Origin of the sequence: Rhodovulum visakhapatnamense, assembly GCF_004365965.1 — a bacterium.
Taxonomy (GTDB): Bacteria; Pseudomonadota; Alphaproteobacteria; order Rhodobacterales; family Rhodobacteraceae; genus Rhodovulum; species Rhodovulum visakhapatnamense.
On sequence record NZ_SOEB01000006.1, the window covers coordinates 60,652 to 86,570 of the forward strand.

The 25,919-nt window shown below is 67.0% G+C and carries 30 protein-coding genes and 1 pseudogene; 18 read left to right on the forward strand and 13 right to left on the reverse strand.

The window, feature by feature from the left end; translation table 11 throughout:
* The first annotated feature begins 119 nt into the window (after positions 1 to 119).
* The 5 genes from EV657_RS07195 (at position 120) to EV657_RS07215 (ending at position 3,532) form a co-directional block, all read left to right on the forward strand.
* Entirely contained in the window at positions 120 to 572 is a 453-nt protein-coding gene (locus tag EV657_RS07195) for a GAF domain-containing protein (RefSeq protein ID WP_108024326.1), read from the forward strand.
* The gene (locus EV657_RS07200) at positions 569 to 1,177 is read left to right on the forward strand and encodes a LysE family translocator (protein WP_075787244.1); all 609 of its coding nucleotides are present in this window, start codon (positions 569 to 571) and stop codon (positions 1,175 to 1,177) included. Before EV657_RS07195 ends, EV657_RS07200 begins: the two co-directional genes overlap by 4 nt.
* Before the next feature lie 38 nt (positions 1,178 to 1,215).
* Complete coding sequence (locus tag EV657_RS07205) at positions 1,216 to 1,860, forward strand: pseudouridine synthase (RefSeq protein WP_134077502.1); 645 nt, start codon at positions 1,216 to 1,218, stop codon at positions 1,858 to 1,860.
* A 120-nt stretch (positions 1,861 to 1,980) separates the two neighbouring features.
* Positions 1,981 to 2,634: a peroxiredoxin gene (locus EV657_RS07210; protein WP_134077503.1), complete on the forward strand. Its 654-nt coding sequence runs from the start codon at positions 1,981 to 1,983 to the stop codon at positions 2,632 to 2,634.
* A gap of 76 nt (positions 2,635 to 2,710) precedes the next feature.
* Complete coding sequence (locus tag EV657_RS07215) at positions 2,711 to 3,532, forward strand: glycosyltransferase (protein WP_134077504.1); 822 nt, start codon at positions 2,711 to 2,713, stop codon at positions 3,530 to 3,532.
* 81 nt (positions 3,533 to 3,613) lie between these two features.
* Here EV657_RS07215 and pnp read toward each other — a convergent pair whose 3' ends face one another.
* Positions 3,614 to 5,755 (reverse strand): polyribonucleotide nucleotidyltransferase, encoded by a 2,142-nt coding sequence (gene pnp, locus EV657_RS07220; RefSeq protein WP_134077505.1) that lies wholly within the window; start codon positions 5,753 to 5,755, stop codon positions 3,614 to 3,616.
* A 334-nt stretch (positions 5,756 to 6,089) separates the two neighbouring features.
* On the opposite strand from pnp, the gene EV657_RS07225 reads away from it, so the two are divergent.
* Positions 6,090 to 6,551, forward strand: coding sequence for a hypothetical protein (locus EV657_RS07225; protein WP_134077506.1), 462 nt, complete (start codon positions 6,090 to 6,092; stop codon positions 6,549 to 6,551).
* Between the two features lie 120 nt (positions 6,552 to 6,671).
* Here the strand turns inward: EV657_RS07225 and rpsO are convergent, their stop codons facing one another.
* The 5 genes from rpsO to EV657_RS07250 all read right to left on the reverse strand — a co-directional run bounded on the left by rpsO (position 6,672) and on the right by EV657_RS07250 (position 10,270).
* Complete coding sequence (rpsO, locus tag EV657_RS07230) at positions 6,672 to 6,941, reverse strand: 30S ribosomal protein S15 (RefSeq protein ID WP_113670589.1); 270 nt, start codon at positions 6,939 to 6,941, stop codon at positions 6,672 to 6,674.
* Between the two features lie 248 nt (positions 6,942 to 7,189).
* Positions 7,190 to 7,927: a hypothetical protein gene (locus EV657_RS07235; RefSeq protein ID WP_134077507.1), complete on the reverse strand. Its 738-nt coding sequence runs from the start codon at positions 7,925 to 7,927 to the stop codon at positions 7,190 to 7,192.
* A gap of 257 nt (positions 7,928 to 8,184) precedes the next feature.
* A complete protein-coding gene (gene era / locus EV657_RS07240) occupies positions 8,185 to 9,093 on the reverse strand; it encodes a GTPase Era (RefSeq protein ID WP_134077508.1) in 909 nt (302 codons plus the stop codon).
* A 77-nt stretch (positions 9,094 to 9,170) separates the two neighbouring features.
* Positions 9,171 to 9,656 (reverse strand): bacterioferritin, encoded by a 486-nt coding sequence (locus EV657_RS07245; protein ID WP_113670592.1) that lies wholly within the window; start codon positions 9,654 to 9,656, stop codon positions 9,171 to 9,173.
* 89 nt (positions 9,657 to 9,745) lie between these two features.
* A complete protein-coding gene (locus EV657_RS07250) occupies positions 9,746 to 10,270 on the reverse strand; it encodes a hypothetical protein (RefSeq protein WP_113670593.1) in 525 nt (174 codons plus the stop codon).
* 287 nt (positions 10,271 to 10,557) lie between these two features.
* Between EV657_RS07250 and acpS the strand changes: the two genes are divergently transcribed.
* The 3 genes from acpS (at position 10,558) to rnc (ending at position 12,573) form a co-directional block, all read left to right on the forward strand.
* On the forward strand, positions 10,558 to 10,959 hold the full coding sequence (acpS, locus tag EV657_RS07255) for a holo-ACP synthase (protein WP_075787233.1): 402 nt from the start codon (positions 10,558 to 10,560) through the stop codon (positions 10,957 to 10,959).
* Positions 10,960 to 11,098: 139 nt separating this feature from the next.
* Complete coding sequence (gene lepB / locus EV657_RS07260; protein ID WP_113670595.1) at positions 11,099 to 11,890, forward strand: signal peptidase I; 792 nt, start codon at positions 11,099 to 11,101, stop codon at positions 11,888 to 11,890.
* Positions 11,891 to 11,892: 2 nt separating this feature from the next.
* Complete coding sequence (gene rnc / locus EV657_RS07265) at positions 11,893 to 12,573, forward strand: ribonuclease III (RefSeq protein WP_134077509.1); 681 nt, start codon at positions 11,893 to 11,895, stop codon at positions 12,571 to 12,573.
* A 78-nt stretch (positions 12,574 to 12,651) separates the two neighbouring features.
* On the opposite strand, the gene EV657_RS07270 is transcribed toward rnc, so the two are convergent.
* The 5 genes from EV657_RS07270 to folK form a co-directional block, all read right to left on the reverse strand.
* Positions 12,652 to 13,404, reverse strand: a complete 753-nt coding sequence (locus tag EV657_RS07270; RefSeq protein WP_134077510.1) for a pyridoxine 5'-phosphate synthase — start codon at positions 13,402 to 13,404, stop codon at positions 12,652 to 12,654.
* Between the two features lie 53 nt (positions 13,405 to 13,457).
* Positions 13,458 to 14,105, reverse strand: coding sequence for a DUF2062 domain-containing protein (locus EV657_RS07275; RefSeq protein WP_075787229.1), 648 nt, complete (start codon positions 14,103 to 14,105; stop codon positions 13,458 to 13,460).
* A gap of 29 nt (positions 14,106 to 14,134) precedes the next feature.
* Positions 14,135 to 16,252, reverse strand: a complete 2,118-nt coding sequence (locus EV657_RS07280; RefSeq protein ID WP_075787693.1) for a RelA/SpoT family protein — start codon at positions 16,250 to 16,252, stop codon at positions 14,135 to 14,137.
* Positions 16,253 to 16,313: 61 nt separating this feature from the next.
* Entirely contained in the window at positions 16,314 to 16,679 is a 366-nt protein-coding gene (rpoZ, locus tag EV657_RS07285; protein ID WP_075787228.1) for a DNA-directed RNA polymerase subunit omega, read from the reverse strand.
* A gap of 37 nt (positions 16,680 to 16,716) precedes the next feature.
* Positions 16,717 to 17,355: a 2-amino-4-hydroxy-6-hydroxymethyldihydropteridine diphosphokinase gene (folK, locus tag EV657_RS07290; RefSeq protein ID WP_134077511.1), complete on the reverse strand. Its 639-nt coding sequence runs from the start codon at positions 17,353 to 17,355 to the stop codon at positions 16,717 to 16,719.
* 117 nt (positions 17,356 to 17,472) lie between these two features.
* On the opposite strand from folK, the gene EV657_RS07295 reads away from it, so the two are divergent.
* The 8 genes and pseudogenes from EV657_RS07295 to EV657_RS07330 all read left to right on the forward strand — a co-directional run bounded on the left by EV657_RS07295 (position 17,473) and on the right by EV657_RS07330 (position 22,679).
* Positions 17,473 to 18,045, forward strand: coding sequence for a LabA-like NYN domain-containing protein (locus EV657_RS07295; protein ID WP_113670598.1), 573 nt, complete (start codon positions 17,473 to 17,475; stop codon positions 18,043 to 18,045).
* 105 nt (positions 18,046 to 18,150) lie between these two features.
* Positions 18,151 to 18,597, forward strand: coding sequence for a YqaA family protein (locus tag EV657_RS07300; RefSeq protein WP_075787225.1), 447 nt, complete (start codon positions 18,151 to 18,153; stop codon positions 18,595 to 18,597).
* Positions 18,598 to 18,661: 64 nt separating this feature from the next.
* Complete coding sequence (gene ispH / locus EV657_RS07305) at positions 18,662 to 19,612, forward strand: 4-hydroxy-3-methylbut-2-enyl diphosphate reductase (protein ID WP_134077512.1); 951 nt, start codon at positions 18,662 to 18,664, stop codon at positions 19,610 to 19,612.
* Positions 19,612 to 20,226 carry a LysE family translocator gene (locus tag EV657_RS07310; RefSeq protein WP_075787223.1) on the forward strand — a complete coding sequence of 205 codons (615 nt, stop codon included), beginning with the start codon at positions 19,612 to 19,614 and terminating at the stop codon, positions 20,224 to 20,226. The genes ispH and EV657_RS07310 overlap by 1 nt, the downstream gene beginning before the upstream one ends.
* Positions 20,223 to 20,675 carry a DUF3429 domain-containing protein gene (locus EV657_RS07315; protein ID WP_134077513.1) on the forward strand — a complete coding sequence of 151 codons (453 nt, stop codon included), beginning with the start codon at positions 20,223 to 20,225 and terminating at the stop codon, positions 20,673 to 20,675. Before EV657_RS07310 ends, EV657_RS07315 begins: the two co-directional genes overlap by 4 nt.
* On the forward strand, positions 20,672 to 21,268 hold the full coding sequence (locus tag EV657_RS07320; protein WP_134077514.1) for a class I SAM-dependent methyltransferase: 597 nt from the start codon (positions 20,672 to 20,674) through the stop codon (positions 21,266 to 21,268). Before EV657_RS07315 ends, EV657_RS07320 begins: the two co-directional genes overlap by 4 nt.
* A gap of 77 nt (positions 21,269 to 21,345) precedes the next feature.
* The gene (rnhA, locus tag EV657_RS07325) at positions 21,346 to 21,798 is read left to right on the forward strand and encodes a ribonuclease HI (RefSeq protein WP_075787220.1); all 453 of its coding nucleotides are present in this window, start codon (positions 21,346 to 21,348) and stop codon (positions 21,796 to 21,798) included.
* A gap of 92 nt (positions 21,799 to 21,890) precedes the next feature.
* Positions 21,891 to 22,679, forward strand: a pseudogene (locus EV657_RS07330) (IS5 family transposase).
* A gap of 20 nt (positions 22,680 to 22,699) precedes the next feature.
* Here EV657_RS07330 and EV657_RS07335 read toward each other — a convergent pair.
* Together EV657_RS07335 and EV657_RS07340 are read right to left on the reverse strand one after the other, a co-directional pair.
* Positions 22,700 to 23,524: an HTD2 family dehydratase gene (locus EV657_RS07335; RefSeq protein WP_113670603.1), complete on the reverse strand. Its 825-nt coding sequence runs from the start codon at positions 23,522 to 23,524 to the stop codon at positions 22,700 to 22,702.
* A 55-nt stretch (positions 23,525 to 23,579) separates the two neighbouring features.
* Positions 23,580 to 24,134, reverse strand: a complete 555-nt coding sequence (locus tag EV657_RS07340; RefSeq protein ID WP_075787217.1) for an NADPH-dependent FMN reductase — start codon at positions 24,132 to 24,134, stop codon at positions 23,580 to 23,582.
* Between the two features lie 112 nt (positions 24,135 to 24,246).
* On the opposite strand from EV657_RS07340, the gene EV657_RS07345 reads away from it, so the two are divergent.
* Positions 24,247 to 25,917: a thiamine pyrophosphate-binding protein gene (locus tag EV657_RS07345; protein WP_134077515.1), complete on the forward strand. Its 1,671-nt coding sequence runs from the start codon at positions 24,247 to 24,249 to the stop codon at positions 25,915 to 25,917.
* Positions 25,918 to 25,919: the final 2 nt, after the last annotated feature.

Here is a 25,919-nt window from a genome sequence, read left to right on the forward strand (position 1 = left end):
GGGCGAGGCGGGGGGGAACACCCGCACGTGACGACGCGCAGCACGCGGGCGCGTGACAGAGGCGCGCGGATCGGCGAGGGTCTGTCGCAACGTGGCGCTTCCGACGAAAGGACCCTCTCTTGCGCATCGACTATGACGCCCTCTCGAAAACGCTGGCGGCCCTCACCGAGGGCGAGACCGATCCGGTTGCGCTGATGGCGACCATGGCCTGCGAGCTGCACCATGCCGACGACCGCTTCGACTGGACCGGCTTTTATCGTCATGTGGGGGATGAGACGCTCAAGATCGGTCCCTATCAGGGCGGCCATGGCTGCCTGACGATCCCGTTCTCGCGGGGCGTCTGCGGCGCGGCGGCCCGGACCGGCGAGACCCAGATCGTCGAGGATGTCGAGGCCTTCCCCGGGCATATCGCCTGTTCCTCGACCACTCGCTCGGAAATCGTGCTGCCCGTCCATGACGCGTCGGGGGCGCTTCTGGGCGTGCTCGATATCGACAGCGACCGGCCTGCCGCCTTCGATGCCACCGATGCCGAGGGGCTGGCGCGGCTGCTGGCCCAGACCTTCGCCCGATGAGCCTCGGGGCCTGGGCGGTCTTTGCGGTTTTCTGGGCGCTTTTTGTCACCACGCCCGGGCCGAACGCGGTCAACTGCATCACCAACGGCATGAGCCATGGCCTGCCGCGTGCGCTTTGGGGGGTGGCGGGCATCCTGACCCAGGCGGCGCTGTTCCTGACGCTGTCGGCGGCGGGCATCACCGCGCTGATCGCGGCCAGCCCCACGGTCTTTGCCTGGGCCAAGCTGGCGGGGGCTGCGGTGCTCATCTGGCTGGGCGTGCGGGGCTGGCGCAATGCGGCCATCGCGGTGGCGCCCCGGCCTGCGACCGGCGCCTCGATCTATACCCGTGCCTTGCTGATCGCGACGGTGAACGCGAAAAGCGTGGCCGGGTACCTCGCCGCCTTCTCGCAATTCGTCGAGCCGGGCGTGCCCATTGCCAATCAGATGACCGCCATCGTGCCGACCGCGCTGACGCTGACGGCGCTGTCCTACAGCACCTATACCGCGCTGGGCGCCTGGCTGGGCGGGCTTGCGCTTGGGGCGGTGATGAATACCCGGCTGCGGCAGGTCCTGGCAGCCTGCTTCATCCTGTACGGCGTCCTGCTGGGCGCCTCGGCGCTCTGAGCTTGCACCGTCCCTCCGAACCCGCTACCGCGCGGCCCATGGACAGCTACGCGCCTCCCGACACGCCGCTCGAGATCCTGCACCACGATCACGAGATCCTCGTGGCGAACAAGCCGCCGGGGCTTCTGTCGGTGCCGGGCAAGGGCGCGGATCTGGCCGATTGCCTGCTGGCGCGGCTGCAGGCGGTCTTTCCCGAAACGCTGCTGGTGCACCGGCTCGACCGCGACACCTCGGGGGTCATGGTCTTTGCGCTGACGCCCCATGCCCAGCGCCATCTGGGCCTGCAATTCGAGAAGAGGCAGACCAGGAAGACCTATGTCGCCCGGGTCTGGGGACGGCTCGAGCCCAAGACCGGGACCGTCGATCTGCCGCTGATCGTCGACTGGCCGAACCGGCCGCGTCAGATGGTCGACCATCAGAACGGCCGCCAGGCGGTCACCGACTGGCGCGTCGTGCGCTATGAAGAGACCGCGACCCGGGTCCGGCTGTTCCCGAAGACCGGGCGCAGCCACCAGCTGCGGGTCCACATGCTGGCATTGGGCCATCCGATCCTCGGCGACCCGTTCTATGCCGAGGGCCCGGCCCGCGAGGCGCCCCGGCTGATGCTGCATGCCGAGGCGCTGCGGTTGCGCCATCCCGATGGCGGCGCGGGCATGAATTTCGCCGCGAAAGCGCCGTTCTGAACCGCCACGCCCCTGATCCTGCCCAATTTGCGGTTGCAGCAAGAAAGGGGATGCAAGTGCAGAAACTGGAACCTATCTAAGGACTGGAACGCGCTTCATTGGCCGAAAAGGACTTCTCCCGTGGCTCTCCGCATCAACGATATTGCCCCGAATTTCACCGCCGACACGACCGAAGGTCAGATCGACTTCCATGACTGGATCGGCGACAGCTATGCGGTGTTGTTCTCGCATCCCAAGGACTTCACCCCGGTCTGCACCACCGAATTCGCCGCCGCCGCCCGGCTCTCGGGCGAGTTCGCGAAACGCAACGCCAAGATCATCGGCCTGTCGGTCGACCCGGTCGAAGAGCACCTGAAATGGAAGGCCGATATCGAGACCTATGCCGGTTGCGATGCGTCCTTCCCGATCATCGCCGATGACGGGCTGAAGGTCGCCAAGCTGTACGACATGCTGCCCGCCGAGGCCTATCTGCCCGACGGCCGCACCCCGAACGATTCCGCCACGGTGCGGACCACCTTCATCATCAATCCCAACAAGAAGATCGAGCTGATGCTGATCTATCCGATGACGGTGGGCCGCAATTTCGACGAGATCCTGCGCGTACTCGACGCGATCCAGGGCAACAAGACCGGCCCCTTCGCCACCCCCGCCAACTGGCGTCCCGGCGAGGACGTGATCGTCGGCCTGTCGGTTTCGACCGAGGACGCGCGGGCGCAGTTCGGCGAGGTCGACGAGATCTTCCCCTATCTGCGCAAGGTCAGACGCGCCAGCTAAGCCCGGCCGCTCCTCCCGCTTGGCTTTGCCGGGAGGAGCGCCTATCTGGGGAACGTCATGTCCCCGGGGGCCAGCGATGCGATCCGAACTGATCCTTTCGACCTACAACAACCCGCGCTCGCTGGCGCTCTGCCTCGAGTCGGTGGCTTGCCAACGGGTGCGGCCGGGCAGCATCTGCATCGCCGATGACGGCTCGGGCCCCGAGACGAAGGCGGCGATCGAGGCCTTCGCCGCCGCCCATCCCGACCTGGCGGTCCGCCATCTTTGGCACGAGGATCGCGGCTTCGAGAAGGGCGCGATCCTGAACAAGGCCATTGCCAGCTCCGAGGCCGAGGTCATCGTCTTCGTCGACGGCGATGTGCTGATCCATCCCGATTTCGTCGGGCGGCATCTGGCGCTGACCCGGCCGGGGCGGTTCGCGACCGGCAGCCTGATCCGGCTTGACGCCGAGGCGACCGCCGCTGTCACTCCCGGACTGGTGCGGGACGGCACCGTCTTCGACCGCCGCTGGCTGGCGGAACACCGCGCGATCCGCAAGCTGTCGACCTGGCTGAAGACCCGGCCGTTTCCGGTGCCGGTCATGGCGCTCTTCGACCGGCTCTCGCCGGTGACGCGGGCGCTTTGCGGGGCCAATGCCTCGGTCTGGCGCGAAGATCTGCTGAAGATCAACGGCTATGACGAGACGATCAAATATGGCGGGCAGGACAAGCATCTGGGCGTGCGGCTGAACAATGCCGGGGTGAAGGGCGTGCATCTGCGCTATTCGGCACCTCTGGTGCATCTCGATCACCCGCGCGCCTATGCCGACCCCGAGAAGATGCGCCGCCACAAGGCGCTGATCCGGGCCGCGCGCAAGAACGGCGCGTTCTGGACCCCGGACGGCATCGCGAAGGGCTAGCCGGCTAACCGTCTTTCCCGGAAACGGAAAGAGGCGCGGCCCTCGCGGCCCGCGCCTCCCTGTCCGGACAGTCCCGAAGCCTTATTCCTCGGCTTCGGCATCCTTTTCCTTCGGAGCTTCTTCGCCGGTCGTCTGGTCGATGCTCTTCATCGACAGGCGCACCTTGCCGCGATCGTCGAAGCCCAGAAGCTTGACCCAGACTTCCTGACCTTCCTTCAGAACATCCGACGGATGGTTCAGGCGGCGGTTCTCGATCTGGCTGACATGGACCAGGCCGTCGCGCTTGCCGAAGAAGTTCACGAAGGCGCCGAAATCGACGATCTTGACGACGGTGCCCTTGTAGATCTTGCCTTCTTCCGGCTCGGCCACGATCGAATAGATCATGTCATAGGCCTTCTTGATCGCATCGCCATTGGCCGACGCGATCTTGATCACGCCGTCATCGTTGATGTCGACCTTGGCGCCCGACACTTCCACGATCTCGCGGATGACCTTGCCGCCCGAGCCGATCACTTCGCGGATCTTGTCGGTGGGGATGGTCATCGTCTCGATCCGCGGCGCATAGGCCGAGAATTCGCCAGCTTCGGTCAGCGCCTTGGACATCTCGCCCAGGATATGCATCCGGCCGTCCTTGGCCTGGGCCAGGGCTTTTCCCATGATCGCGGGCGTGATGCCCGCCACCTTGATGTCCATCTGCAGCGAGGTGATGCCCTTCTCGGTGCCCGCGACCTTGAAGTCCATGTCGCCGAGGTGATCCTCGTCGCCAAGAATGTCGGTCAGAACCGCGAAGGAGCCGTCCTCTTCCAGCACCAGACCCATGGCCACACCGGCCACCGGGGCTTTCAGCGGCACGCCCGCATCCATCATCGACAGCGAGCCGCCGCAGACGGTTGCCATCGAGGACGAGCCGTTCGATTCGGTGATCTCGGACACCACGCGGATGGTGTAGGGGAAGTCGGTCGGCGCCGGCAGAACCGCCTGCAGCGCGCGCCAGGCCAGCTTGCCATGGCCGATCTCGCGACGGCCCGGGCTGCCGACACGGCCAACTTCGCCGACCGAATAGGGCGGGAAGTTGTAGTGCAGCAGGAAGTTCGACCGATAGTTCCCGTGCAGCGCGTCGATGATCTGTTCGTCATCGCCGGTGCCCAGCGTGGTCACGACCAGCGCCTGGGTTTCGCCGCGGGTGAACAGCGACGAACCATGGGTCCGCGGCAGCAGGCCCACTTCGCTGACGATCGGGCGAACCTGGGTCAGCGAGCGGCCATCGACCCGGCGCCCGTTCTTGACGACATCCGACCGCAGCACGGTCGATTCCAGCTTCTTGATCGCCGAACCGAGGTTCGGGTCGGCCAGCTGCTCTTCGCTCAGCGCGGCCTTGATCTCGGTCTTGGCGGCCGAGACGGCGGCGATGCGTTCCATCTTGTCGGTATGGCCGTAGGCGGCGCGCATCTTCTCTTCGCCGACCGATTTCACCGCGGCGCAAAGCTCGGAATAGTCGGGCGGGGTGAAGTCGAAGGGTTCCTTCGCGGCGGCTTCGGCCAGGCTGACGATCAGGTCGCAGACCGGCTTGATGTTGTCATGGGCGAAGGTCACCGCGCCCAGCATCTCTTCCTCGGTCAGCTCATAGGCCTCGGATTCGACCATCATCACCGCGTCGCGGGTCCCCGCGACCACGAGGTCCAGGCGCTGGTCGGGATTGCTGCGCAGCCCCTGCATGTCCTCGACATCGGGGTTCAGCACGTATTCGCCATCGACGAAGCCGACGCGGCAGCCGGCGATCGGCCCCATGAACGGCACGCCAGAGATCGTCAGCGCGGCCGAGGCGGCGATCATCGCCACCACGTCGGGATCGTTGACAAGATCGTGGCTCAGCACGGTGCACATGACCAGAACTTCGTTCTTGAAGCCCGGCACGAACAGCGGACGGATCGGACGGTCGATCAGGCGGGCGGTCAGCGTCTCTTTTTCGGACGGCCGCGCCTCGCGCTTGAAGAAGCCGCCGGGCACCTTGCCCGCGGCATAGTATTTTTCCTGGTAGTGGACGGTGAGCGGGAAGAAATCCTGCCCTTCTTTCTGTTCCTTGGCGAAGGTCACGTTGGCCATGACCGAGGTTTCGCCCAGGGTGGCGATCACGGACCCGTCGGCCTGACGGGCAACCTTGCCCGTCTCCAGCGTGAGGGTCTCTTCCCCCCACTGCATCGATTTGGTCGTCACGTTGAACATTCAGCGTATCCTGTAAGGGAGCCCTCCCGGGCGTTCCCGGGTCTCCCGTTGAAATGGCGGCCCCATTGCCGCCGACCCCTCCTATCCTCTCGAGTGCCGGGGTCCGGGCACAACGTCTCAGATGCGTGCGACATAAGGAAAATCGCGCCGTTTGGAAAGGACGAAGTCGTTAATGCCCCGCGTCGTGGCGCGTATCCCCGCCAATGCGCGGCAATTGCACTGACCGAAAACCGGATATGCCCAGTTCGGTCTGGTGAGTGTAAAATTTTCTTGGATGTTTGCGGGTAATCAGGGGGCGTCGACTCACCTTAACGGGTTCAAAGGAGTTAACCTTATGGAAACGACCGCATTCGGGACGATCCCGCTGGACGATGGCCAGGCGACATTGCCGGTGGGGCCGGGCATCGTCCGTCCGGCCGGGCTCGACGTTCTGGCGACGGTGCAGGATCGCGAGACCATGGCCGCGCTGTCCGAGTTCCTGGACCGGCTGCCGCGCCATATCGAAACGGCGCGCGAGCATTTTCTGGACAATTACGACCGGGTCGCCGCCGATGTGCCGGCCTGGCTTTACGAGAACGAGCCCGGGATTTTCGCGGCGATGTTCCCGGCCGCGCCCGATGCCGCCGCCGTCGATGCCGAGACGTTGTGGTTGGCGCTCGATGTCAATTCGATCTGGACCCGCGACCGAACCGCCGTCGTGCTGGATCTGGGCTTTCGCGACACGGCGATGCCCCATGCCTTCGCCGCCGAATTCCGGCTGGACGGCACGCTGACCCAGATGGGGCTGGCCAGTTGACCGTGGCTTGATCCCCGCCGGGCATCAGGCCCGGCCGGGACAGCGGACAAGACGCGCGCCGCACAAGAAAAAACCGCGCCCCTCGGGACGCGGCTTTCGTGTCGGGCGCTGCGGCCTGGCTCAGCGGCGGATGCCGAGGCGCTTGATGAGGTCCTGATAGCGGTCCTCGCTGTTGCCCTTGAGATAGTCCAGAAGCTTCCGGCGCTGGGCGACGAGCTTCAGCAGACCCCGGCGGGAGTGGTTGTCCTTCTTGTGGGTCTTGAAGTGCTCGGTCAGCGTGTTGATCCGGCTGGTCAGGATCGCGACCTGGACTTCCGGCGAACCGGTATCGCCGTCCTTGGCACCGAATTCCTTGATCAGGCGGGTCTTTTCTTCGGCAGTGATCGACATCGGGGTCTCCTTGTCTGAGGGTGATGGCACAAGCCGGGATGTCGTCCAGCGAGGCCCTTGGAGAGAGTGCCGCCCCAGTGCGGGGCGGATGCGGGCGTATAGGGGATTCGCGGGCATTTTGAAAGCGGAACTTGCCGCCATCCGGTCCGTCGCAGTGGCCGAGACAGTGCGACGACGGGACCGACCGGATGGCGGAAGCCACCGGGTCCCGGGTCGGCCGGTCTGGCACGGGACGCAAGGCCGGTCGGTCAGGCCCCGGCGGCCAGCGCGTCGGATAGCAGCGTGTCGGGCACCAGGCTCAGATGGCTGGGCCGCAGGGTGGCCGCAGCTCCCGCGACGATGGCAAGCGGCATGCCGTCGATCGAGATCAGCGCGTCTTCCGCTCCGCTGTCCGCGGCACCGATCGACAGCACCGGGTCGGGATGGGCGGCGCTGTCATAGACCACGAACAGCGCGTCAGCGGTCTGGTCGTAATCCTCGATCAGCGTGGGCAGGGCTTCGCCGTCATCGAAAAGGTCCCCGATGGAAAAGCCGTCCTCTCCGTCGGCCAGGCCGTCATCGGCCAGAAGCCTGTCGTCCAGGACGCCGTCAGGTGCCGCGGCGGCGGCCATTTCGGCACTGGCGGCCCGGTCGAGTTCGGCCAGCAGGTCTTCGCCGTCCTGCGGCGAAAGATCGGCATCCGAGAAATGGGCGTCGTCCGCATCCTCGCTATCGGCATCGCCGGACAGCCAGGAAAACAGAAGCTCGTCGGGGCGCGACAGGTCTTCGGTGCCGCCAGCCGGGGCGGTATCCTGCGGCGCGCCGAGCAATGCGGCGTCGAGATCCTGCAAGGCGATCAGGCTGTCGGGCGCGGGGTCTCGCGCGGCGTCGTCCGGCAGAGCGCCGTCCCTATCGTCATCGCCCTGGGCGTGAGATCCGACGCTGTCGTCCAGATCGGCCGTTGCGCCGGCCGCCATCAGGCCCAGGAGACTCACCGTCGTTATCATCGTCAACTCCGTCGCAAGAGTTCCGTCGAAAGGAGACGTCCGCAGATCGCGGTCGCAACCGGCCGTCCGCCACGCGTTTGACGGTCTGCGCCAAGATCATCCTACGCGTCCGACGGGCGCGCGACTATCTCAATCAGGTTAAGTGGTTACCGTTTGCTGAACAGCCCCCCGGGGATCTCGTCGCGCAAAAGACGACGTTGCGTACCGGGCACGGGGGGACGGGCGCCCGGCGCAGGATGCGCGGAAGAGGCGCCGGGTCAGTCTCCGTCGCGGAAGTCGAGGCCCATCTCGGAATAGCGCTCCGAGTCCTCGAGCCAGTTCGGGCGCACTTTCACATGCAGGAACAGATGCACGGGACGGCCGAGGAATTCGGCAATCTCGGCCCGGGCTGCCTGACCGATGGCCTTCGCGGTCTCGCCCTTGTGGCCCAGCACGATCCCCTTGTGGCCGTCGCGCGCGACATAGATCACCTGGTCGATTCGGGTCGAGCCGTCCTTGCGGTCTTCCCATTTCTCGGTCTCGACGGTCAGCTCGTAGGGAAGCTCCTGATGCAGCCGCAGCGTCAGCTTCTCGCGGGTCATCTCGGCCGCGATCATCCGCATCGGCAGGTCGGCGATCTGGTCCTCGGGGTAAAGCCAGGGGCCGTCGGGCAGGGTTTCGCCCAGCCAGGCGCGCAGGTCCTCGACCCCGTGGCCCCGTTCGGCCGAGATCATGAAGGTGCTGGCGAAGGGATAGGCCTCGTTCAGATCGGCCGAAAGTGCCAGCAACGCCTCGGCCTTGACCCGGTCGATCTTGTTGATGGCCAGGGCCACCGTCTGGCCCCCGGCGGCCCGCTCGCGCAGCGCCTCCAGAATTCCGTCGACGCCGTCGGTCCGGCCGCGATGGGCCTCGATCAGCAGGACCACGATATCGGCATCGGCAGCCCCGCCCCAGGCCGCAGCCACCATCGCCCGGTCGAGCCGGCGTCTGGGCCGGAAAAGACCGGGCGTGTCGACGAAGACGATCTGTGCGTCGCCCTCCATCGCCACGCCCCGGATCCGGGCGCGGGTGGTCTGGACCTTGTGGGTGACGATCGAGACCTTGGCCCCGACCATCCGGTTCAGCAGGGTGGACTTGCCCGCATTCGGCTCTCCGATCAGGGCGACGAATCCGCTGCGTGTGCTCATGCGCGTAGACCTCCGGTTCAGCCCCGGGCTTTACGCGATAAGCGGCCCCGGCGCCAGCCGGATGCGGGCAGGGAGCCTCAGTCCTCGCCGGCGCCCGGTCCCGAGACCTGCTTGGCGCTGTAGGCCTGTTCGCCGAGACGCTTGAGCAGCGCCAGCTGGGTGTCGAGCCAGCCCTTGTGGCCTTCCTCGTCCAGCACGATCTTCTCGAAAAGCGCCCGGCTGCCAATATCGCCCACCTCGGCGGCGCGTTGCGCGGCCTTGCTGTAGACGTCGATCGCTTCCTGTTCGTCGGCGGCATCCATCTCGAACATCTGTTCGAGGCTTTCCGCGCGCACCGGCTGTTTCTGGAAGCGGATCTCGGGCGTGCCGCCAAGGAAGATGATCCGTTCCATGAAGAGGTCGGAATGGCCGATTTCCTCAAGCATCTCTTCGCGCATCTTCGCGGCGAGCAGGTCGAGACCCCAGTCGTCGAGCACCTGCGCATGCAACTGGTACTGATGGCCCGCGGTCATTTCCATTTCGAGCGCGGTCTGAAGGTCCTTGATGGTCTGGTCATTGGACATGGGGGGCTCTCCTGTTGTGGATTTTTCCGAAGCGGGCTGCCGGTTCCGGGTCCCGCCATGGGGCTGATGTAAGAAGCATCGGAGAGATTTCATTTGCGCGGGTTGTCGCAGCCGGAGGCGCGTCGGCCCGAAGCTCCCGCCGGGTCGTCCTCGTCTTCCTCGGTGGGGGGATCGGCGGCGCGGACCAGCCGGTATGCCGCGAAGCGGTCGGTCGGATCGAGGCTCAGCGCCTTGTCGAGATAGGCCCATCCCAGCGTCATGTCGCCGAGCCGCATATGGCAATAGGCCAGCGCGATCAGCGCCTGCAGATAGAGCCCGGGCGCGGTCTCGGGCGCGCTGAAGGCCGCGTCGGCGGGGCCGACCGCGCGCCAGTCGGCGGGGATGTTCAGCCGTCGGGCGGTCTGGGCCAGGATCGCCTCGGCCTGGGGGACGGCCTCGGCGAAGCGGTGGGTGTAGAAATAGAACCGGTAGGCCCCGAGCCGGATGTCGAGATCGTCGGGCGCCGCCTCCAGCGCCGCCGCGACTGCCCGGGCGGTGCCCTTCGGGTCGGATCTGGCCCCGGGGGCATTGGCGAGATGGGCGAAGGCCTCGCTTGCCCGGTCTTCCAGCCGCATGACGCTCTCCTCTGCGGGTTCGTCCGGTTCGAGCCAAGCGCCATTGGCGCCGAAACGCAACCGTCGCGGCGGCTGGGGATTTGCCTGACCGCACAGGGTGGCGTAAAGCCGGGCGAACCGACCGATCCGGAGACCCCGATGCGCAGCGTTTTGCCCGTTCCGATTGTCCGTCCCGCCGGGGACGGGGGCGCTCCCGCCCGTCGGCGCCGCTGCCGCGTCGCCTCCCGCTGGGCCCGGCAGCGCGGCGTGCCGCCGCGCTGCGCCCGCGCCGGACGGAGGCCTTGCGCATGATCCTGGGTATCGGCACCGATCTGGCCAATATCGAACGCATCGCCGCGACGCTGGAGCGATTCGGCGACCGGTTCCGGACCCGCGTCTTTACCGAGGCCGAGCAGGCCAAGGCCGAGCGCCGGGCCGATGCCGCGGGCACCTATGCCAAGCGCTGGGCCGCCAAGGAGGCCTGTTCGAAGGCGCTGGGCACCGGGCTGAGAATGGGGATTTCCTGGAAGGACATGGCGGTCACCAACCTGCCGACCGGACAGCCGGTGATGCGGCTGACCGGCTGGGCGGCCGAGCGGCTGGCCGAGATGACGCCGCCCGGGCATGAGGTCATCGTCCATGTCTCGCTGACCGACGACCACCCCTGGGCGCAGGCCTTCGTGGTGATCGAGGCGCGGCCCAAGGGCTAGTCGGGCCGCGTGGCCGTCGCCGGCCCCCGGATCGGGGGGCAGGGTGTCGGTCGCCTTGACAGGCCGGGCGGGCACGCCCATGAAGCGGGGGCATTTCCGGCGCCGTCTCTCGGCGCGGCTACAAGGCAGGACCGGGCGAATGGCGAAGACGGACGAAAAGGCGGGCGGCGGTCTCTGGGAGACGGTCAAGACGATCTTCTGGGCGCTGCTGATCGCGGGCATCTTCCGCACGCTGTTCTTTCAGCCGTTCTGGATCCCGTCGGGCAGCATGAAGGACACGCTGCTGATCGGCGATTTCCTCTTCGTCAACAAGATGGCCTATGGCTATTCGCGCTATTCCTGCCCGTTCGGGCTTTGCCCCTTCTCGGGCCGCATCATGGGCTCGGAACCCGAGCGCGGCGACGTGGTCGTCTTCCGCCACCCGGTCAGCAATTCGGATTACATCAAGCGGCTGATCGGCCTGCCGGGCGATACCGTGCAGATGCGCGACGGCGTGCTTTACATCAACGGCGAGGCGGTCAAGGTCGAACCCGCCGGGATCTTCAAGGAGCCCTACGAAAAGCAGGGGCCGATGGGCTATTACCCGGAATGCGAGAACGCGCCGGTCGGCATCGGCGGCACCTGCATGAAGGGCCGCTCGATCGAGACGCTGCCCAATGGCGTGAGCCACGCTGTGCTGAACATCACCGCTAACGGCGCGCGCGACACGACGCCGGTCTTTACCGTCCCCGAAGGCGAATATTTCGTCCTCGGCGACAACCGCGACAACAGCCGCGACAGCCGCTATGCTCAGGCCAATGGCGGCGTCGGCTTCGTGCCCGCCGAAAACCTGATCGGCCGGGCCGACCGGATCATGTTCTCGTCGGCCGGGCGGTCGCTGTTCTTCATCTGGACCTGGCGCCCCGACCGGTTCTTCAAGGCAATCGACTGACCGTGAAACTCGCCGCCGATCTGGTCGCCTTCTCGAAGCGGCTGGGCCATGACTTCGCCCGGCCCGAGCTTTTGCTGCGCGCCGTCACCCATTCCTCGCTGTCGAGCCCGACCCGCCCCGACAACCAGCGGCTGGAATTCCTGGGCGACCGGGTGCTGGGGCTGGTGATGGCCGAGGCGCTGCTGAAGGCCGACCGGGCCGCCTCGGAGGGCCAGCTTGCGCCGCGCTTCAACGCGCTGGTGCGCCGCGAGACCTGCGCCGATGTCGCCCGGGAGATCGGGCTGGGCGATGTGCTGAAGCTCGGCCGGTCCGAGATGATGTCGGGCGGGCGCCGCAAGGAGGCGCTGCTGGCGGATGCGATGGAGGCGGTGATCGCAGCGGTCTATCGCGACGCCGGGTTCGAGATCGCGCGCGACATGGTGCTGCGGCTCTGGGGCGCGCGGATCGACAAGGTCAAGCCGGATGCGCGCGATGCCAAGACCGCGCTGCAGGAATGGGCGCAGGCGCGCGGGCTGCAGCCGCCGCTTTATGTCGAGATCGCCCGCGAAGGCCCCGACCACGCGCCGGTCTTCACCATTGCGGCCCGGCTTGAAACCGGCGAAGAGGCCCGGGCCACCGCCGGTGCCAAGCGCCAGGCCGAACAGGCTGCGGCGGCGGCCTTGCTGAAGGCCCTGCGAACCTAGCGAGGCGCGGGCCCGTCGGGACCCGAACCGGGGCGAAAGCGACAGGGCCGCCCGGCCTGCGCAGCCGGGCGCGAGCGTCTAGCCCCGAGCGGCCTGCATTCGCGTACGCATTCCGGCAATCGAGGCCTCGAGGCCGAGGAAGATTGCCTCGCCGATCAGGAAATGCCCGATGTTCAGTTCGCGGATCTCGGGCAGGACGGCAATCGGCGCCACGGTGTCGTAGGTCAGCCCGTGACCCGCATGGACCTCGAGCCCCAGACCCTGCGCATGCGTCGCCATGGCGGCGAGACGCGCCAGTTCGGCGTCGCGGGCCTCGAACCGGCCCTCGTGGTGCAGGTCGCAATAGGCGCCGGTATGCAGCTCGACCACCGCCGCGCCGACCCGCGCCGCGGCCTCGACCTGGGCGGCATCGGCGCCGATGAACAGCGACACCCGGCAGCCCGCCTCGGCCAGCGGCGCGATGAACCGGGCCAGCCGCGTCTCGTCTCCGGCGACGTCGAGCCCGCCTTCGGTGGTGCGTTCCTCGCGCCGTTCGGGCACCAGGCAGACCGCATGCGGGCGGTGCCGGAGCGCGATCGCCTGCATCTCGTCGGTGGCCGCCATCTCGAGGTTCAGGGGCACCCGCAGCGCCGCCATCAGGCCGTCGATATCGGCGTCAGAGATATGCCGCCGATCCTCGCGCAGATGCGCGGTGATGCCGTCGGCGCCGGCCGCCTCGGCCAGTTGCGCCGCCCGGACCGGGTCGGGATAGGCCGAGCCGCGGGCGTTTCGCACCGTGGCCACATGGTCGATGTTGACGCCGAGCCGAAGCGCGTTGCCGGTCGCTGCCATATCGTTTCTCTCCTCTGGGGCGCGCCTGGCCTGCGTCAGGTGGGGCAGGGGCGTCAGCCCCGGTCTTCCGCCTTGACCGCGGCGGCCGCGCGCAGCTCGCTCAGTTTCTTCTTCAGCCGCCCGCGGCGGCGGTTCTGATACGCAGTCAGCACCGGAACGCTGACATAGTACGAGATCAGCCCGGCGACCACACCGAGGATGCAGCCGCCCACCATGTAGGGCAGGAACACCTCGTGATAGAAGGTCGACAGCCGCGCCCAGTGCGGCACCGCATCGGTGAAAAGCGCGATCAGGTTGCTTTTGAGATCGAGCGCGGCGCCGGTGAACTTGGCCACGAGCGTCTCGTCGACATTCTCGTCGAAGCGGGTGCCCAGGAGGAAGTGCCCCAGCTTCAGCGACGCCACCCCGATCGGCACATAGGTCAGCGGATTGCCGACCAGCGTCGACAGAAGGCTGGCCAGGATGTTGCCCCGCATCGCCTTGGCCAGCACCGCGGCGATCACGAAATGCAGGCCGTAGAACGGGGTGAAGGTCGCGAAGACGCCCGCAAAGATGCCGCGGCCGATCTTGTTCGGCGTGTCGGGCAGGCGGCGCAGGCGGTGCGAGATGTAATAGGCCGCCCGTCCCCATCCGCCGCGCGGATACACGCTGTCGAGCAGGATCTTGCCGACGCTTCGTCTGTCGCGGCGCTTGAATACCAAGCCTTGGGTCCTTTCCGGCGGGTGGCCCCTTACATCGCGCGTTCGGGGTTTCGGTATCTCTCTATCTCGGCCACGTCGCTTTCGGCCTCAAGGGCGGTCATCACGGTGTGAAGATGTTCGACGTCCCGCAGATCCACTTGAACAAGCAAGCGGTAAAAATCGGGCTTCTTGTCGACGAATTCGAGATCCGAGATATTGGCCTTCTGTTCGCCGATCAGGGTGCAGATCCGGCCGAGCACGCCGGCATCGTTGCGGATTGTCAGCAGGAAGCCCACGTTATGCACCGCCGGGTGCTTGCCCGAATGCCAGTGCAGATCGACCCAGCGGTCGGGCTGTTCCTCGAATTTCTCCAGCACCGGGCAGTCGATCGCATGCACGATCACCCCCCGGCCGCGATAGGTGATACCGACGATCCGTTCGCCCGGGACCGGCTGGCAGCAGGGCGCACGGGTGAAGGATTCGTCCGGGCTCAGGCCGATCACCGCGCGGGTGGCGTCGATCTCGTCGCCGGTGGTGTTGGCAAGCTCGGGGTACAGCGCCTCGACCACGTCCTGGGCGCGCAGCTCGGCCGAGCCGAGCCGGGCCAGCAGCTCGGCCGAACTGGAAAGCCCGAAGGTCTTGGCCGCCGTCCGAAGCGCCTTGTCGGTGGCCTTCTTGCCCAGATGTTCGAAGGCGACCCGCGCCAGTTCGCGCCCCAGCTTGATATACCGCTCGCGGTCTTCCTCGCGCAGCGACTTGCGGATCGCGGCCTTGGCGCGGCCGGTGACCACGATATCGATCCAGGTCGCCTGCGGGCGCTGGCCCTCGGCGGTGATGATCTCGACCGACTGGCCGTTCTTCAGCCGGGTCCACAGCGGCACGCGGATGCCATCGACCTTGGCGCCGACGCAGCTGTCGCCGATCCGGGTGTGGATCGCATAGGCGTAATCCAGCGGCGTGGCGCCCCGGGGCAGCTTGACCACATCGCCCTTGGGCGAGAAGCAGAACACCTGATCGGAATACATCTCGAGCTTCACATGCTCGAGAAACTCGTCATGGTCCTCGGTCTCGAACCGCTCGGTCAGCGAGGCGAGCCATTTGGCCGGATCGACCGCGAAGGGGTTCGAGGCCCGGACGCCATCTCGATAGGACCAGTGCGCGGCCACGCCCGATTCCGCCACCTCGTGCATCTGCCGGGTGCGGATCTGCACCTCGACCCGCTTGCCGTCGCGCCCCGACACGGTGGTCTGGATCGACCGGTAGCCGTTCGACTTCGGCTGGCTGATATAGTCCTTGAACCGCCCCGGCACCGCGCGCCAGCGCTGGTGGATCGCCCCCAGCACCCGGTAGCAGTCGCCTTCGGTCTGGGTGATCACGCGAAAGCCGTAGATGTCCGACAGCCGCGAGAAGCCCTGGCCCTTCTCTTCCATCTTGCGCCAGATCGAATAGGGCTTCTTGGCCCGGCCGAAGACATCGGCCTCGATCCCCTCGCGGTCCAGTTCCTTGCGGATGTCCTGGGTGATCTGCTGGATCACGTCGCCGGATTCGCGCTGGAGCGTGATGAAACGGCGGATGATCGAGTTGCGCGCCTCGGGGTTCAGCACCCGGAAGGCCAGGTCCTCCAGCTCCTCGCGCATCCACTGCATGCCCATCCGGCCGGCAAGCGGCGCATAGATGTCCATGGTCTCGTGGCTCTTGCGGACCTGCTTTTCGGGCGGCAGCGACTTGATCGTGCGCATGTTGTGCAGCCGGTCCGCCAGCTTGACGAGGATGACCCGCAGGTCCTTCGACATCGCCATGAAGAGCTTGCGGAAGTTCTCGGCCTGCTTGGTCTCGTTCGAGGCAAGCTGCAGGTTGGTCAGCTTGGTCACCCCGTCGACCAACTCGGCCACCTCGCGGCCGAACAGGCGCTCGATCTCCGAGAAGGTCGACTTGGTATCCTCGATGGTGTCATGCAGCAACGCGGTGACGATGGCCGCATCGTCCAGCCGCTGTTCGGTCAGGATCGCGGCGACCGCGACCGGATGCATGAAATATTCCTCGCCCGACCGGCGCAGCTGGCCGGCATGCATCTCGCGCCCATAGGCATAGGCGCGGCGGATCAGGTCTTCGTCCGTGCGGGGGTTGTAGTTGTGGACCAGCGAGATCAGGTCTTCGACGTCGATCATCTGGTCGCCATCTTGAAGGGGGGCGCGCCGGATCGCCAAATCCGTCCGCGCCCCGGCCGTCCTACTTTTGACCCTGTGCTTCCATCAGCGCGCGCAGGAGCTTTTCTTCCGACATGTCGTCGTCCGACGGGCGGTCGGGTTCGCTGACCGCGCCGCTGCCCATCAAAAGCGCCATCGAATCCTCTTCGGGTTCGTCGACCTCGATCTGGGTCTGGTGCGCCTCGATCATCCGCTCGCGCAGATCGTCGGCCGACTGGGTTTCCTCGGCGATTTCGCGCAGCGCCACCACCGGGTTCTTGTCGTTGTCGCGGTCCACGGTGAGGCTCGCACCCGAAGCGACTTCGCGGGCGCGATGGGCGGCAAGCATCACCAGCTCGAACCGGTTCGGTACCTTGTCGACACAATCTTCGACCGTCACGCGGGCCATGGGTCTCTCCGCTCCATTGGAAAGTTGAAGCCCCTATCTATTGGGTTGGATAGGTCTTGACAAGAGCGGATACACCTGTCCAAGGGCCGGAAACCGGGGAAATCCGTCCGATTTCGGCCTCTGGCAGGGCGGTTAGCAGCTCTGCCGCGGTCCGGTCCAGCACCGGGTGACGCCAGTCCGGCGCGATTTCGGCGAGCGGTACCAGCACGAACCCCCGATCCTGAATCCTCGGATGGGGAAGGATCGCCCGGGCCGGCGCCTCGCGTGCCTGCGCCTCGGGCGACAGCGCCATCCAGCGCGCCTGGGTGGCGGCATCGGGCAGCACCGCGCCGCCGAGATCGAGCAGATCGAGATCGAGCGTCCGCGGCGCCCAGCGGGTATGGCGTTCGCGGCCGAACCGGGCCTCGATCGCGTGCAGCCGGGCCAGCAGGGCCGGGGCCTCAAGGTCGGTCGCGATCTCTACAACTGCGTTCACGAAATCGGGGCCAGACCCTTCGGGCACGCTGGGCGTGTGGTAAAATCGGCTGATCCTTGCGACGTGCACCGATTCGCTGTCCAGCGCGACGAGGCCCGCGGCCAGGGTCGATTCAGGCGAACCTCCGCCGAAAGCGACATTGCCGCCGAGGGCAACCAGTCCTTTTGGCCGGGACGGGGTTGATTTTTCTGGTTGCGGCATAGGGTGCTATCCTTACATGTTCATCGGCAGCCCGCAGGACTACGTTTTTCAAGCACGCGCCTTACCACGTTCCACTCTCGGCGTTCGTCCGGCGGGCGCTGACCAGAAGGACCAACGATGTTTTACAGAGACGAGCGCTTGGCGCTGTTCATTGATGGATCGAACCTTTATGCGGCCGCAAAGGCACTTGGCTTCGACATCGACTACAAGCTCCTGAGACAGGAATTCATGCGCCGCGGCAAATTGCTGCGGGCGTTCTACTACACCGCCCTGCTCGAGAACGACGATTACTCTCCGATCCGGCCGCTTGTCGACTGGCTGAACTACAACGGCTTCACCATGGTGACGAAGCCCGCGAAGGAATACACCGACAGCCAGGGCCGCCGGAAGGTCAAGGGCAACATGGATATCGAACTGACCGTCGATGCCATGGAGCTGGCCCCCCGGGTCGATCACATCGTCCTGTTTTCGGGCGATGGCGACTTCAAGCCCCTGATCGAGAGCCTGCAACGCCAGGGAGTCCGGGTCTCGGTCGTGTCGACCATCCGCAGCCAGCCTCCGATGATCGCCGACGAATTGCGTCGCCAGGCGGACAATTTCATCGAGCTGGACGAACTGAAAGAGGTGATCGGCCGTCCGCCGCGCGAACCCCGCGCCGAGCCCCGGTCGGAACTGGCCCAGAACGACTGACCCCTGACCGCCCGCGGGGCCCCTGTCTCGTCCCCCTCTTCGTGACCCGGTTCCGTGCTCGCAGCGTGCTTGAAAGACGGGCGTCGCATCTCATTTGATGAGGCGATGCCCGTCACCGCCGTCACCCTTCAGCTTGTCACGCTTTTTGCCGCGGCCTTCGGGGCCGCGACGATCCTGCCATTCCAGTCCGAGGTGGTTTTCGTCGGGCTGCAACTGGCCGGGCAGATCGGCATCGGCTGGTTGATCCTGGTGGCCAGCATCGGCAATGTGCTGGGGGCCGTGGTGAACTACGTGCTCGGCCGCGGCATCGAGAGGTTCCGCCACCGCCGCTGGTTTCCCGCCAGCGAGGCGCAGCTTGCCCGGGCGCAACGCTGGTACGGGCGCTGGGGCGTCTGGTCGCTTCTGCTGAGCTGGGCGCCCTTCGGCGATGCCTTTACCGTGGTCGCGGGCATGATGCGCACGCCGGTCTGGCTGTTCGTGCTGCTGGTCACGCTGGCCAAGACCGGGCGATATGCCGCGCTTGCCTGGGCCACCGCGGCGGCCTCTGGCTGAGCCCCGGACTTTACGCGCGGCCTTGCCGGGTTTACCTCTGACAGTCGAACAGGAGACAGAGCCCATGACCAAGCCCCCGCTGACTCTCTATCTTGCCGCCCCCCGGGGCTTCTGTGCCGGTGTCGATCGCGCGATCAAGATCGTCGAGGCCGCTCTTGGGAAATGGGGCGCCCCGGTCTATGTCCGTCACGAGATCGTCCACAACAAGTTCGTGGTCGACCGGCTGCGCGACATGGGTGCCGTCTTTGTCGAGGACCTGGACGACTGCCCGCCCGACCGGCCGGTGATCTTCTCGGCCCATGGCGTGCCGAAGGCGGTGCCCGCCGAGGCCGAGCGCCGCGCGATGGTCTATGTCGACGCGACCTGCCCGCTTGTGTCCAAGGTCCATCTCGAGGCTCAGCGCCATCACGAGAACGGCAAGCAGATGGTGATGATCGGCCATCGCGGTCACCCCGAGACCATCGGCACCATGGGCCAGCTGCCCGAGGGCGAGGTTCTGCTGATCGAGACCGCCGACGAGGTCGCGGGTCTCGAGGTGCGCGATCCCGACCAGCTGGCCTACATCACCCAGACCACGCTGTCGATCGACGACACCGTGGGCGTGGTCGCGGCGCTGAAGGCGCGGTTCCCGAATATCGAGGGGCCGCACAAGGAAGACATCTGCTACGCCACCACCAACCGCCAGGGCGCGGTCAAGACGGTGGCGCCCAAGGTGCAGGCGCTGCTGGTGGTCGGCGCGCCGAACTCGTCGAATTCGCGCCGTCTGGTCGAGGTCGCCGCCAATGCGGGTTGCGACTACGCGCAACTGGTGCAGCGCGCCGCCGATATCGACTGGCGCGCGCTCGAGGGCGTCTCGGCCCTCGGACTGACCGCCGGGGCCTCGGCCCCCGACGTGCTGATCGAGGAAGTGGTACAGGCGTTCCGCGACCGGTTCGACCTGAGTGTCGAAGAGGTCGTGACCGCCGACGAGACCATCGAGTTCCGCCTGCCGCGCATCGTGCGCGAGCTGGCCTGATGCTCTCGGCGCAGTTCCTGCTGACCGCGCTGGTGGTGGTTCTGGCCCCGGGCACGGGCGTCGTCTACACGCTGATGATGTCGTTGGGTCAGGGGCGCCGGGCTGCGCTGCCTGCCGCGCTGGGCTGCACCCTCGGCATCGTGCCGCATCTGGCCGCCGCCATGCTGGGGCTGGCGGCGCTTCTGCATTCCTCGGCGGTTCTCTTTCAGATCGTCAAGTTCGCGGGCGTCGCCTATCTGCTGTATCTGGCCTGGCAGGCCGTGCGGCAGGGCGGCGCGCTGCAGATCGGCGAACGGGCCGGGCGCGACGGCTTTTTCCGCATCGCCCTGCGCGGCGCGCTGATCAACATTCTCAATCCCAAGCTCTCGATCTTCTTCCTGGCGCTCTTGCCGCCCTTCCTGTCGGGCAATCCGGCCACGGCTACCGCCGAGATGCTGGCGCTGGGCGGGATCTTCATGGGCCTGACGCTGGCGGTCTTTCTGGGCTACGGGCTGTTCGCCGCCGCCGCCCGCGACCGGCTGCTGGCCAGTGCCCGGGTCATGGCCTGGATGAACCGGGGCTTTGCCGCCGTCTTCGCCGGGCTCGGCCTGAAACTGGCCTTCGAGAAAGCATGACCGGCATTCCCCGCGCGCCGCGTCTGCTGGGCCTGGCCGGGCTCGCGCCGCTTCTGTGGGGCACGCTCAGCGCGGCCGTGCCGGGCCTTTTCGATATCGGCATCCAGACCGTCGGCCCCCGCTTCATGGGGATCTACCTGCTGAACTTCTACGGCACGGTGTTGCTGGTCTTCATGTCGGGCATCCTCTGGGGCTTTGCCAGCCGCGCTGACGGTCCCGTGGCTGGCCCGGCCTACGGGCTTTCGGCCCTGCCCGCGATCTGGGCCTTCCTGATGGTGGGCGGCGGCCCCGAAAGCAGCCTTGTCGCGCTGATCGGGGGCTATCTGGGGCTTCTCTTGCTCGACGGCTTCTTCTGGAAGATCGGGCTGGCGCCCGCCTGGTGGCTGCGGCTGCGCCTGCCGCTGGTCGCGGTCGCTGTGGGCTGCCTCGCGCTGCCGCTGCTGCTGTGAGCGACGCGAAGACGCTGGCCGTCTACGCGGCCCGGGCCGAAGCCTATTCCGCGATCCATCACGGTCAGGTCGCGCAGGACCGGCTGGCGGCCTTCATCGCGCGCCTGCCCAAGGGCGGCACCGCGCTCGATCTGGGCTGCGGGCCGGGCTGGGCGGCGGCCGAGATGGCGGCGGCGGGGCTTCGTGTCACCGCCCTTGACGCCTGCCCCGAAATGGCCGCCGCCGCGCGCGCCCGCTACGGGATCGAGGTCGAGGTCGCGGGCTTTGCAGACCTCGCGGCCGAGGCCGCCTTCGACGGGATCTGGGCCCATTTCAGCCTGCTGCACGCGCCGCGCGCGGCGTTGCCCGCGCATCTGGCCGCCATTGCCCGCGCGCTGCGTCCGGGCGGGATCTTCGCGGTCGCGATGAAACAGGGGCAGGGCGAGGCGCGCGACCGGATCGGGCGGCTTTACACCTATGTCGCTCCGGTCGAATTCCGCTGCGCGCTGGAGCAGGCGGGCCTGAGCGTCGAGTCCGAAGAGACCGAGCCCGGCACGGGTTTCGACGGCAGCCCTTTTGCCAGCCTCTATCTGCTGGCCCGCCGCGCCGCCTGATCTCGGGTCAGCGACGGGCGCCGATTGACCCCGCGCGCGCCGCACCCTACACCCTCCGGACCAGGAAGGACAGGATCATGGCCGAGCTTTTCGCCTATACCGACGGTGCCTGCAGCGGAAACCCGGGACCGGGCGGCTGGGGCGTTCTTTTGCTGGCGCGCGAGGGCGATGCCGTGGTCAAGCAGCGCGAGCTTTCGGGCGGCGAGGCGGCGACCACCAACAACCGGATGGAGCTTCTGGCCGCGATAAGCGCGCTGGAAAGCCTGAGCCGCCCGTCCGAAATCACCGTCGTCACCGACAGCGCCTATGTGAAGAATGGTGTCACCGGCTGGATTCACGGCTGGAAGAAGAACGGCTGGAAGACCGCAGCGAAAAAGCCCGTGAAGAATGTCGAGCTTTGGCAAAGGCTCGATGCGGCGCAGGCCCGCCACAAGGTGATCTGGACCTGGGTCAAGGGTCATGCCGGTCATCCCGAGAACGAACGCGCCGACGAACTGGCCCGGGCGGGCATGGCTCCCTACAAGCGCTAGGGTCAGGATGCATTGATTTTCGACGCGCTGCGTGATTCAGGGCCTGCACAACGGAGCGGTGACATGCGCGACCTGTACTGGCTGACGAGCGGATGGCCAAGCTTGCCCCTTTCTTCCCAAGTCCACGGCAAGCCTCGGGTCGATGACAGACGGGTCTTGAGCGGGATTATCTTCTTCAATCGCAATGGCTTGCGCTGGCGCGACGCGCCCGAAGCCTACGGACCGCACAAGACGCTGTACAGCCGGTGGAAGCGTTGGAGCGAGAAAGGCATCTTCGCCAGGATGATGGCCGGGTTGGCGGCCGGACACGGCGAGCAGAAGACCGTAATGATCGATGCGACCTATCTGAAGGCGCACCGCACAGCGACCAGCATGGCCGCGAAAGAGGGGGGCCGCCCGATCAGGCGGAGTTCGACGATCAGAAAACGATCCGGGGGATCGTTTTCCTGAGAACGGGCGGCATGAACACCAAGTTGCACGCCATCTGCGACAGCAAGGGACGGCCGTTCAACCTGTTCGTAACGGCAGGACCGGTGAGCGACGACATCGGCGCGCGGGCACTGCTCGGCCCCCTGCCAAAGGTCGGCTGGTTGCTCGGGGATCGCGGCCATGACGCCGACTGGTTCCGGGAAGCGTTGAAAGACAAAGGGATACGCGCCGTTCGGGGCAGATTTGATCCACTGGATCAAATCTTGTCGCCCGTCACCCCCGGCCGAAAGCAACGCAAAACCCCGGTCAAATACGACAAGCGGCGCAACCGCATCGGGATCATGTTCGGCAGGCTCAAGGACTGGCGGCGGGTGGCGACACGCTATGATCGCTGTCCCAAGGTGTTCCTCTCCGCCAGCGCCCTCGCAGCGGTCGTCATCTGCTGGTTATGAATCCTGACCCCAGGGCCGGGTCACAGCGAACTGGGCGCGAAGACGGCCTCGCCCATCACCGCCAGCCGCCCGTCCTCGCCGCGGATCCAGTAGCGATCGCCCGCGCGGCAGAGCTGCACCGTCTCGAAATCGAAGACCGGCGCATAGGCGCGCAGGCTGAAATGCCGGATCGTGCCATGGGCATTGGCCCGCAGCATCAGGAACTGCGCCAGAAGCTGGCCATGAACCACAAGACCCGGATAGCCTTCGACCCGCTGGCAATAGTCGCGGTCGTAATGGATGCGGTGACCGTTCAGAGTCAGCGCCGAATAGCGGAACAGGAGCGTGGGCGTGAAGGTCAGGTCGATCGCGTCGTCCCAGACTTCGGGCGCCGCGGGGGCGGGCGGGCGCGGGCGGGCAGGGTCGGGATCGGGCAGATAGACCAGATCCTCGTATTCGGTGACCCGCAGCATGCCCCCCTCGACGATGTCGTGGCGCAGCGTGACGAAGGCCAGTGGCCCCGACCGGCCGGTCTTGATCTGGACCTTCTCGATGGTCGAGGTCTTCTGCGCCGGCAGCCCCTGGCGCAGCGGGCCGAAGAAGGTCAGCCGTCCGCCGGCCCACATCCGCCGCGGAAGGCCCAGATCGGGAATGAACCCGTCGCCGCCGATATGCGGATGGCCGTCGCGCCCAAGGTCTTCGGGGCGGTGCACGTCCCAGAAATAGACCTGGTGGAAATAGGGCGGCAGCGGGTCGTAATGTCCCGGTGGCTTGCCGTCGAGGCCGAGGGCAAGGAACAGTGCCACGATCCGGGTCGGATCGAGCACATCCGTGGCGACCTGCGACTTTCCAACGGCGTCTTCCATAAGCGGGACCCTAGCTTTTCAACAGTTTTCGCGCAACGCGCATGCGCGCCCGTGATTAATGCCCGACAGCTGGTGAAATTTCGGTTTTCAACGCCTGCATCAGGGTCTCGAGAGCCTTGAGGTTGATTTCGTTCGTCAACCGCCCCTGGGCGTCGAACTGGCCGGGAGCCTGCCCCACCAGAACCTCGGGTCCGGCCAGCACCCGCGCCCGGAACGGCACCAGGCACAGCCTGAGTGCGAATTGCGTCCGCTCGCCCCCGGCCCGGCCGCCCGCCGCCGAAACGATGGCCACCGGCTTGTCGGCCCAGGGATTGCCCTCGGTCCGGCTGACCCAGTCGAGCGCGTTCTTCAGGACGCCGCTGATGCTCTTGTTGTATTCGGGGCCCGCGATCACCACGGCATCGGCCGCGGCGATCTGATCGGCGAGGCGCTGGACCTCGGGCGGAATGCCCGCCTCGTCCTGCAGATCCTGATCGAAGAGGGGCAGCCGAAGGTCGGCCTCGACGAACTCGGCCGGATCGAAGATCCGCGCCGCCTCGCGCAGCAGCATCCGGTTATACGACGCCTTGCGCAGCGCTCCGGCAATTCCCAGCAGCTTGTGGTCCGACATCTGTCCTCTCCATTCGGTTGCCGTCCGCAGCGGCGCGCCTTGCTCCTGCCGCAGGCTTGGCGCAGGCTTGGCGCAGGCTGCGCCCGATGGGGAGCGGAGGAAAGGGAAAAACATGCGGCGTCATGGCGGAAAGATCCTGGCCGATCAGCTGGCGATCCAGGGAGTGGAGCGGGTGTTCTCGGTCCCTGGCGAAAGCTTTCTCGCGGCCCTCGACGGGCTTTACGATGTGGGCATTCCCAATGTGGTCTGTCGCCACGAGGGTGGCGCGGCGATGATGGCCGAGGCCCATGCCAAGCTGACCGGCCGGCCCGGGGTGCTTTTCGTCACCCGTGGTCCGGGGTCCTGCAACGCCGCCAGCGGGCTGCATGTGGCGCGGCAGGATTCGACGCCGATGGTGGTTTTCGTCGGCCAGATCGCGCGCAGCGACCGCGACCGCGAGGCATTCCAGGAACTCGACTACCGGCGCTTCTTCGGGCCGCTGGTCAAGTGGGTGGCCGAGGTCGACGAGACGCGGCGGCTGCCCGAATACATCTCGCGCGCCTTCCATACGGCACAATCGGGGCGCCCGGGGCCGGTGGTGCTGGCCCTGCCCGAGGACATGCTGAGCGGCTTTGCCGAGGTGCCCGACATTCTGGCCCGGGTCTGGCCCGAGCCCGACCCGACCCCGGCGCAGGTGGCTGCGGTTCTCGCCGCCCTGGACGAGGCCGAGCGGCCGCTGGTCGTTGTCGGCGGGCCGCACTGGTCGGCGCAGGCGGCGGCCGATCTGGCGATCTTCGCCGAACGCCGTGACCTGCCGGTCGCGGTCAGCTTCCGCCGTCAGGACCGGCTCGACAACCGCCACCCGAACTATGTCGGCGATCTTGGCGTCGGCATGAACCCGGTGCTGGGCCAGCGTCTGCGGGATGCCGATCTGGTGATCGCGCTGGGCACCCGGCTGGGCGATACCGCGACGGCGGGCTATTCGCTGATGGACCCGGCCATGCAGGACAAGCGCGTCGTGCATGTCCATCCCGACCCCGACGAGCTTGGCCGGGTCTGGCGCCCCGATCCGGGCATCGCGCTGACCGCGCCGGATGTGGTCGCGGCGCTGGCGCGGGCGGGCGGGCCGTCCACGCCGCCGCGCTGGTCGGCCTGGACCCGCGCCGCCCGCGCGGATTACGAGGCCTGGACCGCGCCGAAGCCGACGCCGGGCGCGGTGCGGATGGAAGAGGTCGTGACCCACCTGTCGGAGACCTTGCCGGAAACGGCGGTGCTGACCAATGGCGCGGGCAATTACGCGGCCTTCCTGCACCGCTATTTCCGCTATCGCGGGCCCGGCACCCAGCTGGCACCGACCTCGGGATCGATGGGCTACGGCTTCCCTGCGGCAATCGCGGCCAAGCTGGCGCGGCCCGACGTTCCGGTGGTCTGCCTCGCGGGCGACGGGTGTTTCCAGATGACCCTGAACGAAATGTCGACGGCGGTGCAGCACGGCGCGAATATCGTGGTGATCGTCGCCAATAACGGCCGCTACGGCACCATCCGCATGCATCAGGAACGGAAATATCCCGGCCGGGTCAGCGGCACCGATCTGGCCAATCCCGACTTCCCGGCGCTGGCCCGGGCCTATGGCGGCGACGGGGTGACGGTGACCGATCAGGCGGCCTTCCCCGAGGCGCTGGCGCAGGCGCTGGGGGCCGACCGCCCCTTCGTGATCGAGCTGCGGCTGGACCCCGAGGCCCTGGCCACCGGGCTGACCCTGTCCGAGGCGCGGGCGCTGGGCGAGGCGGCGAAAACTGGCTGAGC

Excerpts from the sequence above, each read along its gene's own strand:
- EV657_RS07200 (WP_075787244.1), top strand. The coding sequence starts at position 569 with ATGAGCCTCGGGGCCTGGGCGGTCTTTGCGGTTTTCTGGGCGCTTTTT.
- EV657_RS07205 (WP_134077502.1), top strand. The coding sequence starts at position 1,216 with ATGGACAGCTACGCGCCTCCCGACACGCCGCTCGAGATCCTGCACCAC.
- EV657_RS07215 (WP_134077504.1), top strand. The coding sequence starts at position 2,711 with ATGCGATCCGAACTGATCCTTTCGACCTACAACAACCCGCGCTCGCTG.
- pnp (WP_134077505.1), bottom strand. The coding sequence starts at position 5,755 with ATGTTCAACGTGACGACCAAATCGATGCAGTGGGGGGAAGAGACCCTC.
- EV657_RS07225 (WP_134077506.1), top strand. The coding sequence starts at position 6,090 with ATGGAAACGACCGCATTCGGGACGATCCCGCTGGACGATGGCCAGGCG.
- rpsO (WP_113670589.1), bottom strand. The coding sequence starts at position 6,941 with ATGTCGATCACTGCCGAAGAAAAGACCCGCCTGATCAAGGAATTCGGT.
- EV657_RS07235 (WP_134077507.1), bottom strand. The coding sequence starts at position 7,927 with ATGATAACGACGGTGAGTCTCCTGGGCCTGATGGCGGCCGGCGCAACG.
- era (WP_134077508.1), bottom strand. The coding sequence starts at position 9,093 with ATGAGCACACGCAGCGGATTCGTCGCCCTGATCGGAGAGCCGAATGCG.
- EV657_RS07245 (WP_113670592.1), bottom strand. The coding sequence starts at position 9,656 with ATGTCCAATGACCAGACCATCAAGGACCTTCAGACCGCGCTCGAAATG.
- EV657_RS07250 (WP_113670593.1), bottom strand. The coding sequence starts at position 10,270 with ATGCGGCTGGAAGACCGGGCAAGCGAGGCCTTCGCCCATCTCGCCAAT.
- acpS (WP_075787233.1), top strand. The coding sequence starts at position 10,558 with ATGATCCTGGGTATCGGCACCGATCTGGCCAATATCGAACGCATCGCC.
- lepB (WP_113670595.1), top strand. The coding sequence starts at position 11,099 with ATGGCGAAGACGGACGAAAAGGCGGGCGGCGGTCTCTGGGAGACGGTC.
- EV657_RS07270 (WP_134077510.1), bottom strand. The coding sequence starts at position 13,404 with ATGGCAGCGACCGGCAACGCGCTTCGGCTCGGCGTCAACATCGACCAT.
- EV657_RS07280 (WP_075787693.1), bottom strand. The coding sequence starts at position 16,252 with ATGATCGACGTCGAAGACCTGATCTCGCTGGTCCACAACTACAACCCC.
- rpoZ (WP_075787228.1), bottom strand. The coding sequence starts at position 16,679 with ATGGCCCGCGTGACGGTCGAAGATTGTGTCGACAAGGTACCGAACCGG.
- folK (WP_134077511.1), bottom strand. The coding sequence starts at position 17,355 with ATGCCGCAACCAGAAAAATCAACCCCGTCCCGGCCAAAAGGACTGGTT.
- EV657_RS07295 (WP_113670598.1), top strand. The coding sequence starts at position 17,473 with ATGTTTTACAGAGACGAGCGCTTGGCGCTGTTCATTGATGGATCGAAC.
- EV657_RS07300 (WP_075787225.1), top strand. The coding sequence starts at position 18,151 with ATGCCCGTCACCGCCGTCACCCTTCAGCTTGTCACGCTTTTTGCCGCG.
- ispH (WP_134077512.1), top strand. The coding sequence starts at position 18,662 with ATGACCAAGCCCCCGCTGACTCTCTATCTTGCCGCCCCCCGGGGCTTC.
- EV657_RS07310 (WP_075787223.1), top strand. The coding sequence starts at position 19,612 with ATGCTCTCGGCGCAGTTCCTGCTGACCGCGCTGGTGGTGGTTCTGGCC.
- EV657_RS07315 (WP_134077513.1), top strand. The coding sequence starts at position 20,223 with ATGACCGGCATTCCCCGCGCGCCGCGTCTGCTGGGCCTGGCCGGGCTC.
- rnhA (WP_075787220.1), top strand. The coding sequence starts at position 21,346 with ATGGCCGAGCTTTTCGCCTATACCGACGGTGCCTGCAGCGGAAACCCG.
- EV657_RS07335 (WP_113670603.1), bottom strand. The coding sequence starts at position 23,524 with ATGGAAGACGCCGTTGGAAAGTCGCAGGTCGCCACGGATGTGCTCGAT.
- EV657_RS07340 (WP_075787217.1), bottom strand. The coding sequence starts at position 24,134 with ATGTCGGACCACAAGCTGCTGGGAATTGCCGGAGCGCTGCGCAAGGCG.
- EV657_RS07345 (WP_134077515.1), top strand. The coding sequence starts at position 24,247 with ATGCGGCGTCATGGCGGAAAGATCCTGGCCGATCAGCTGGCGATCCAG.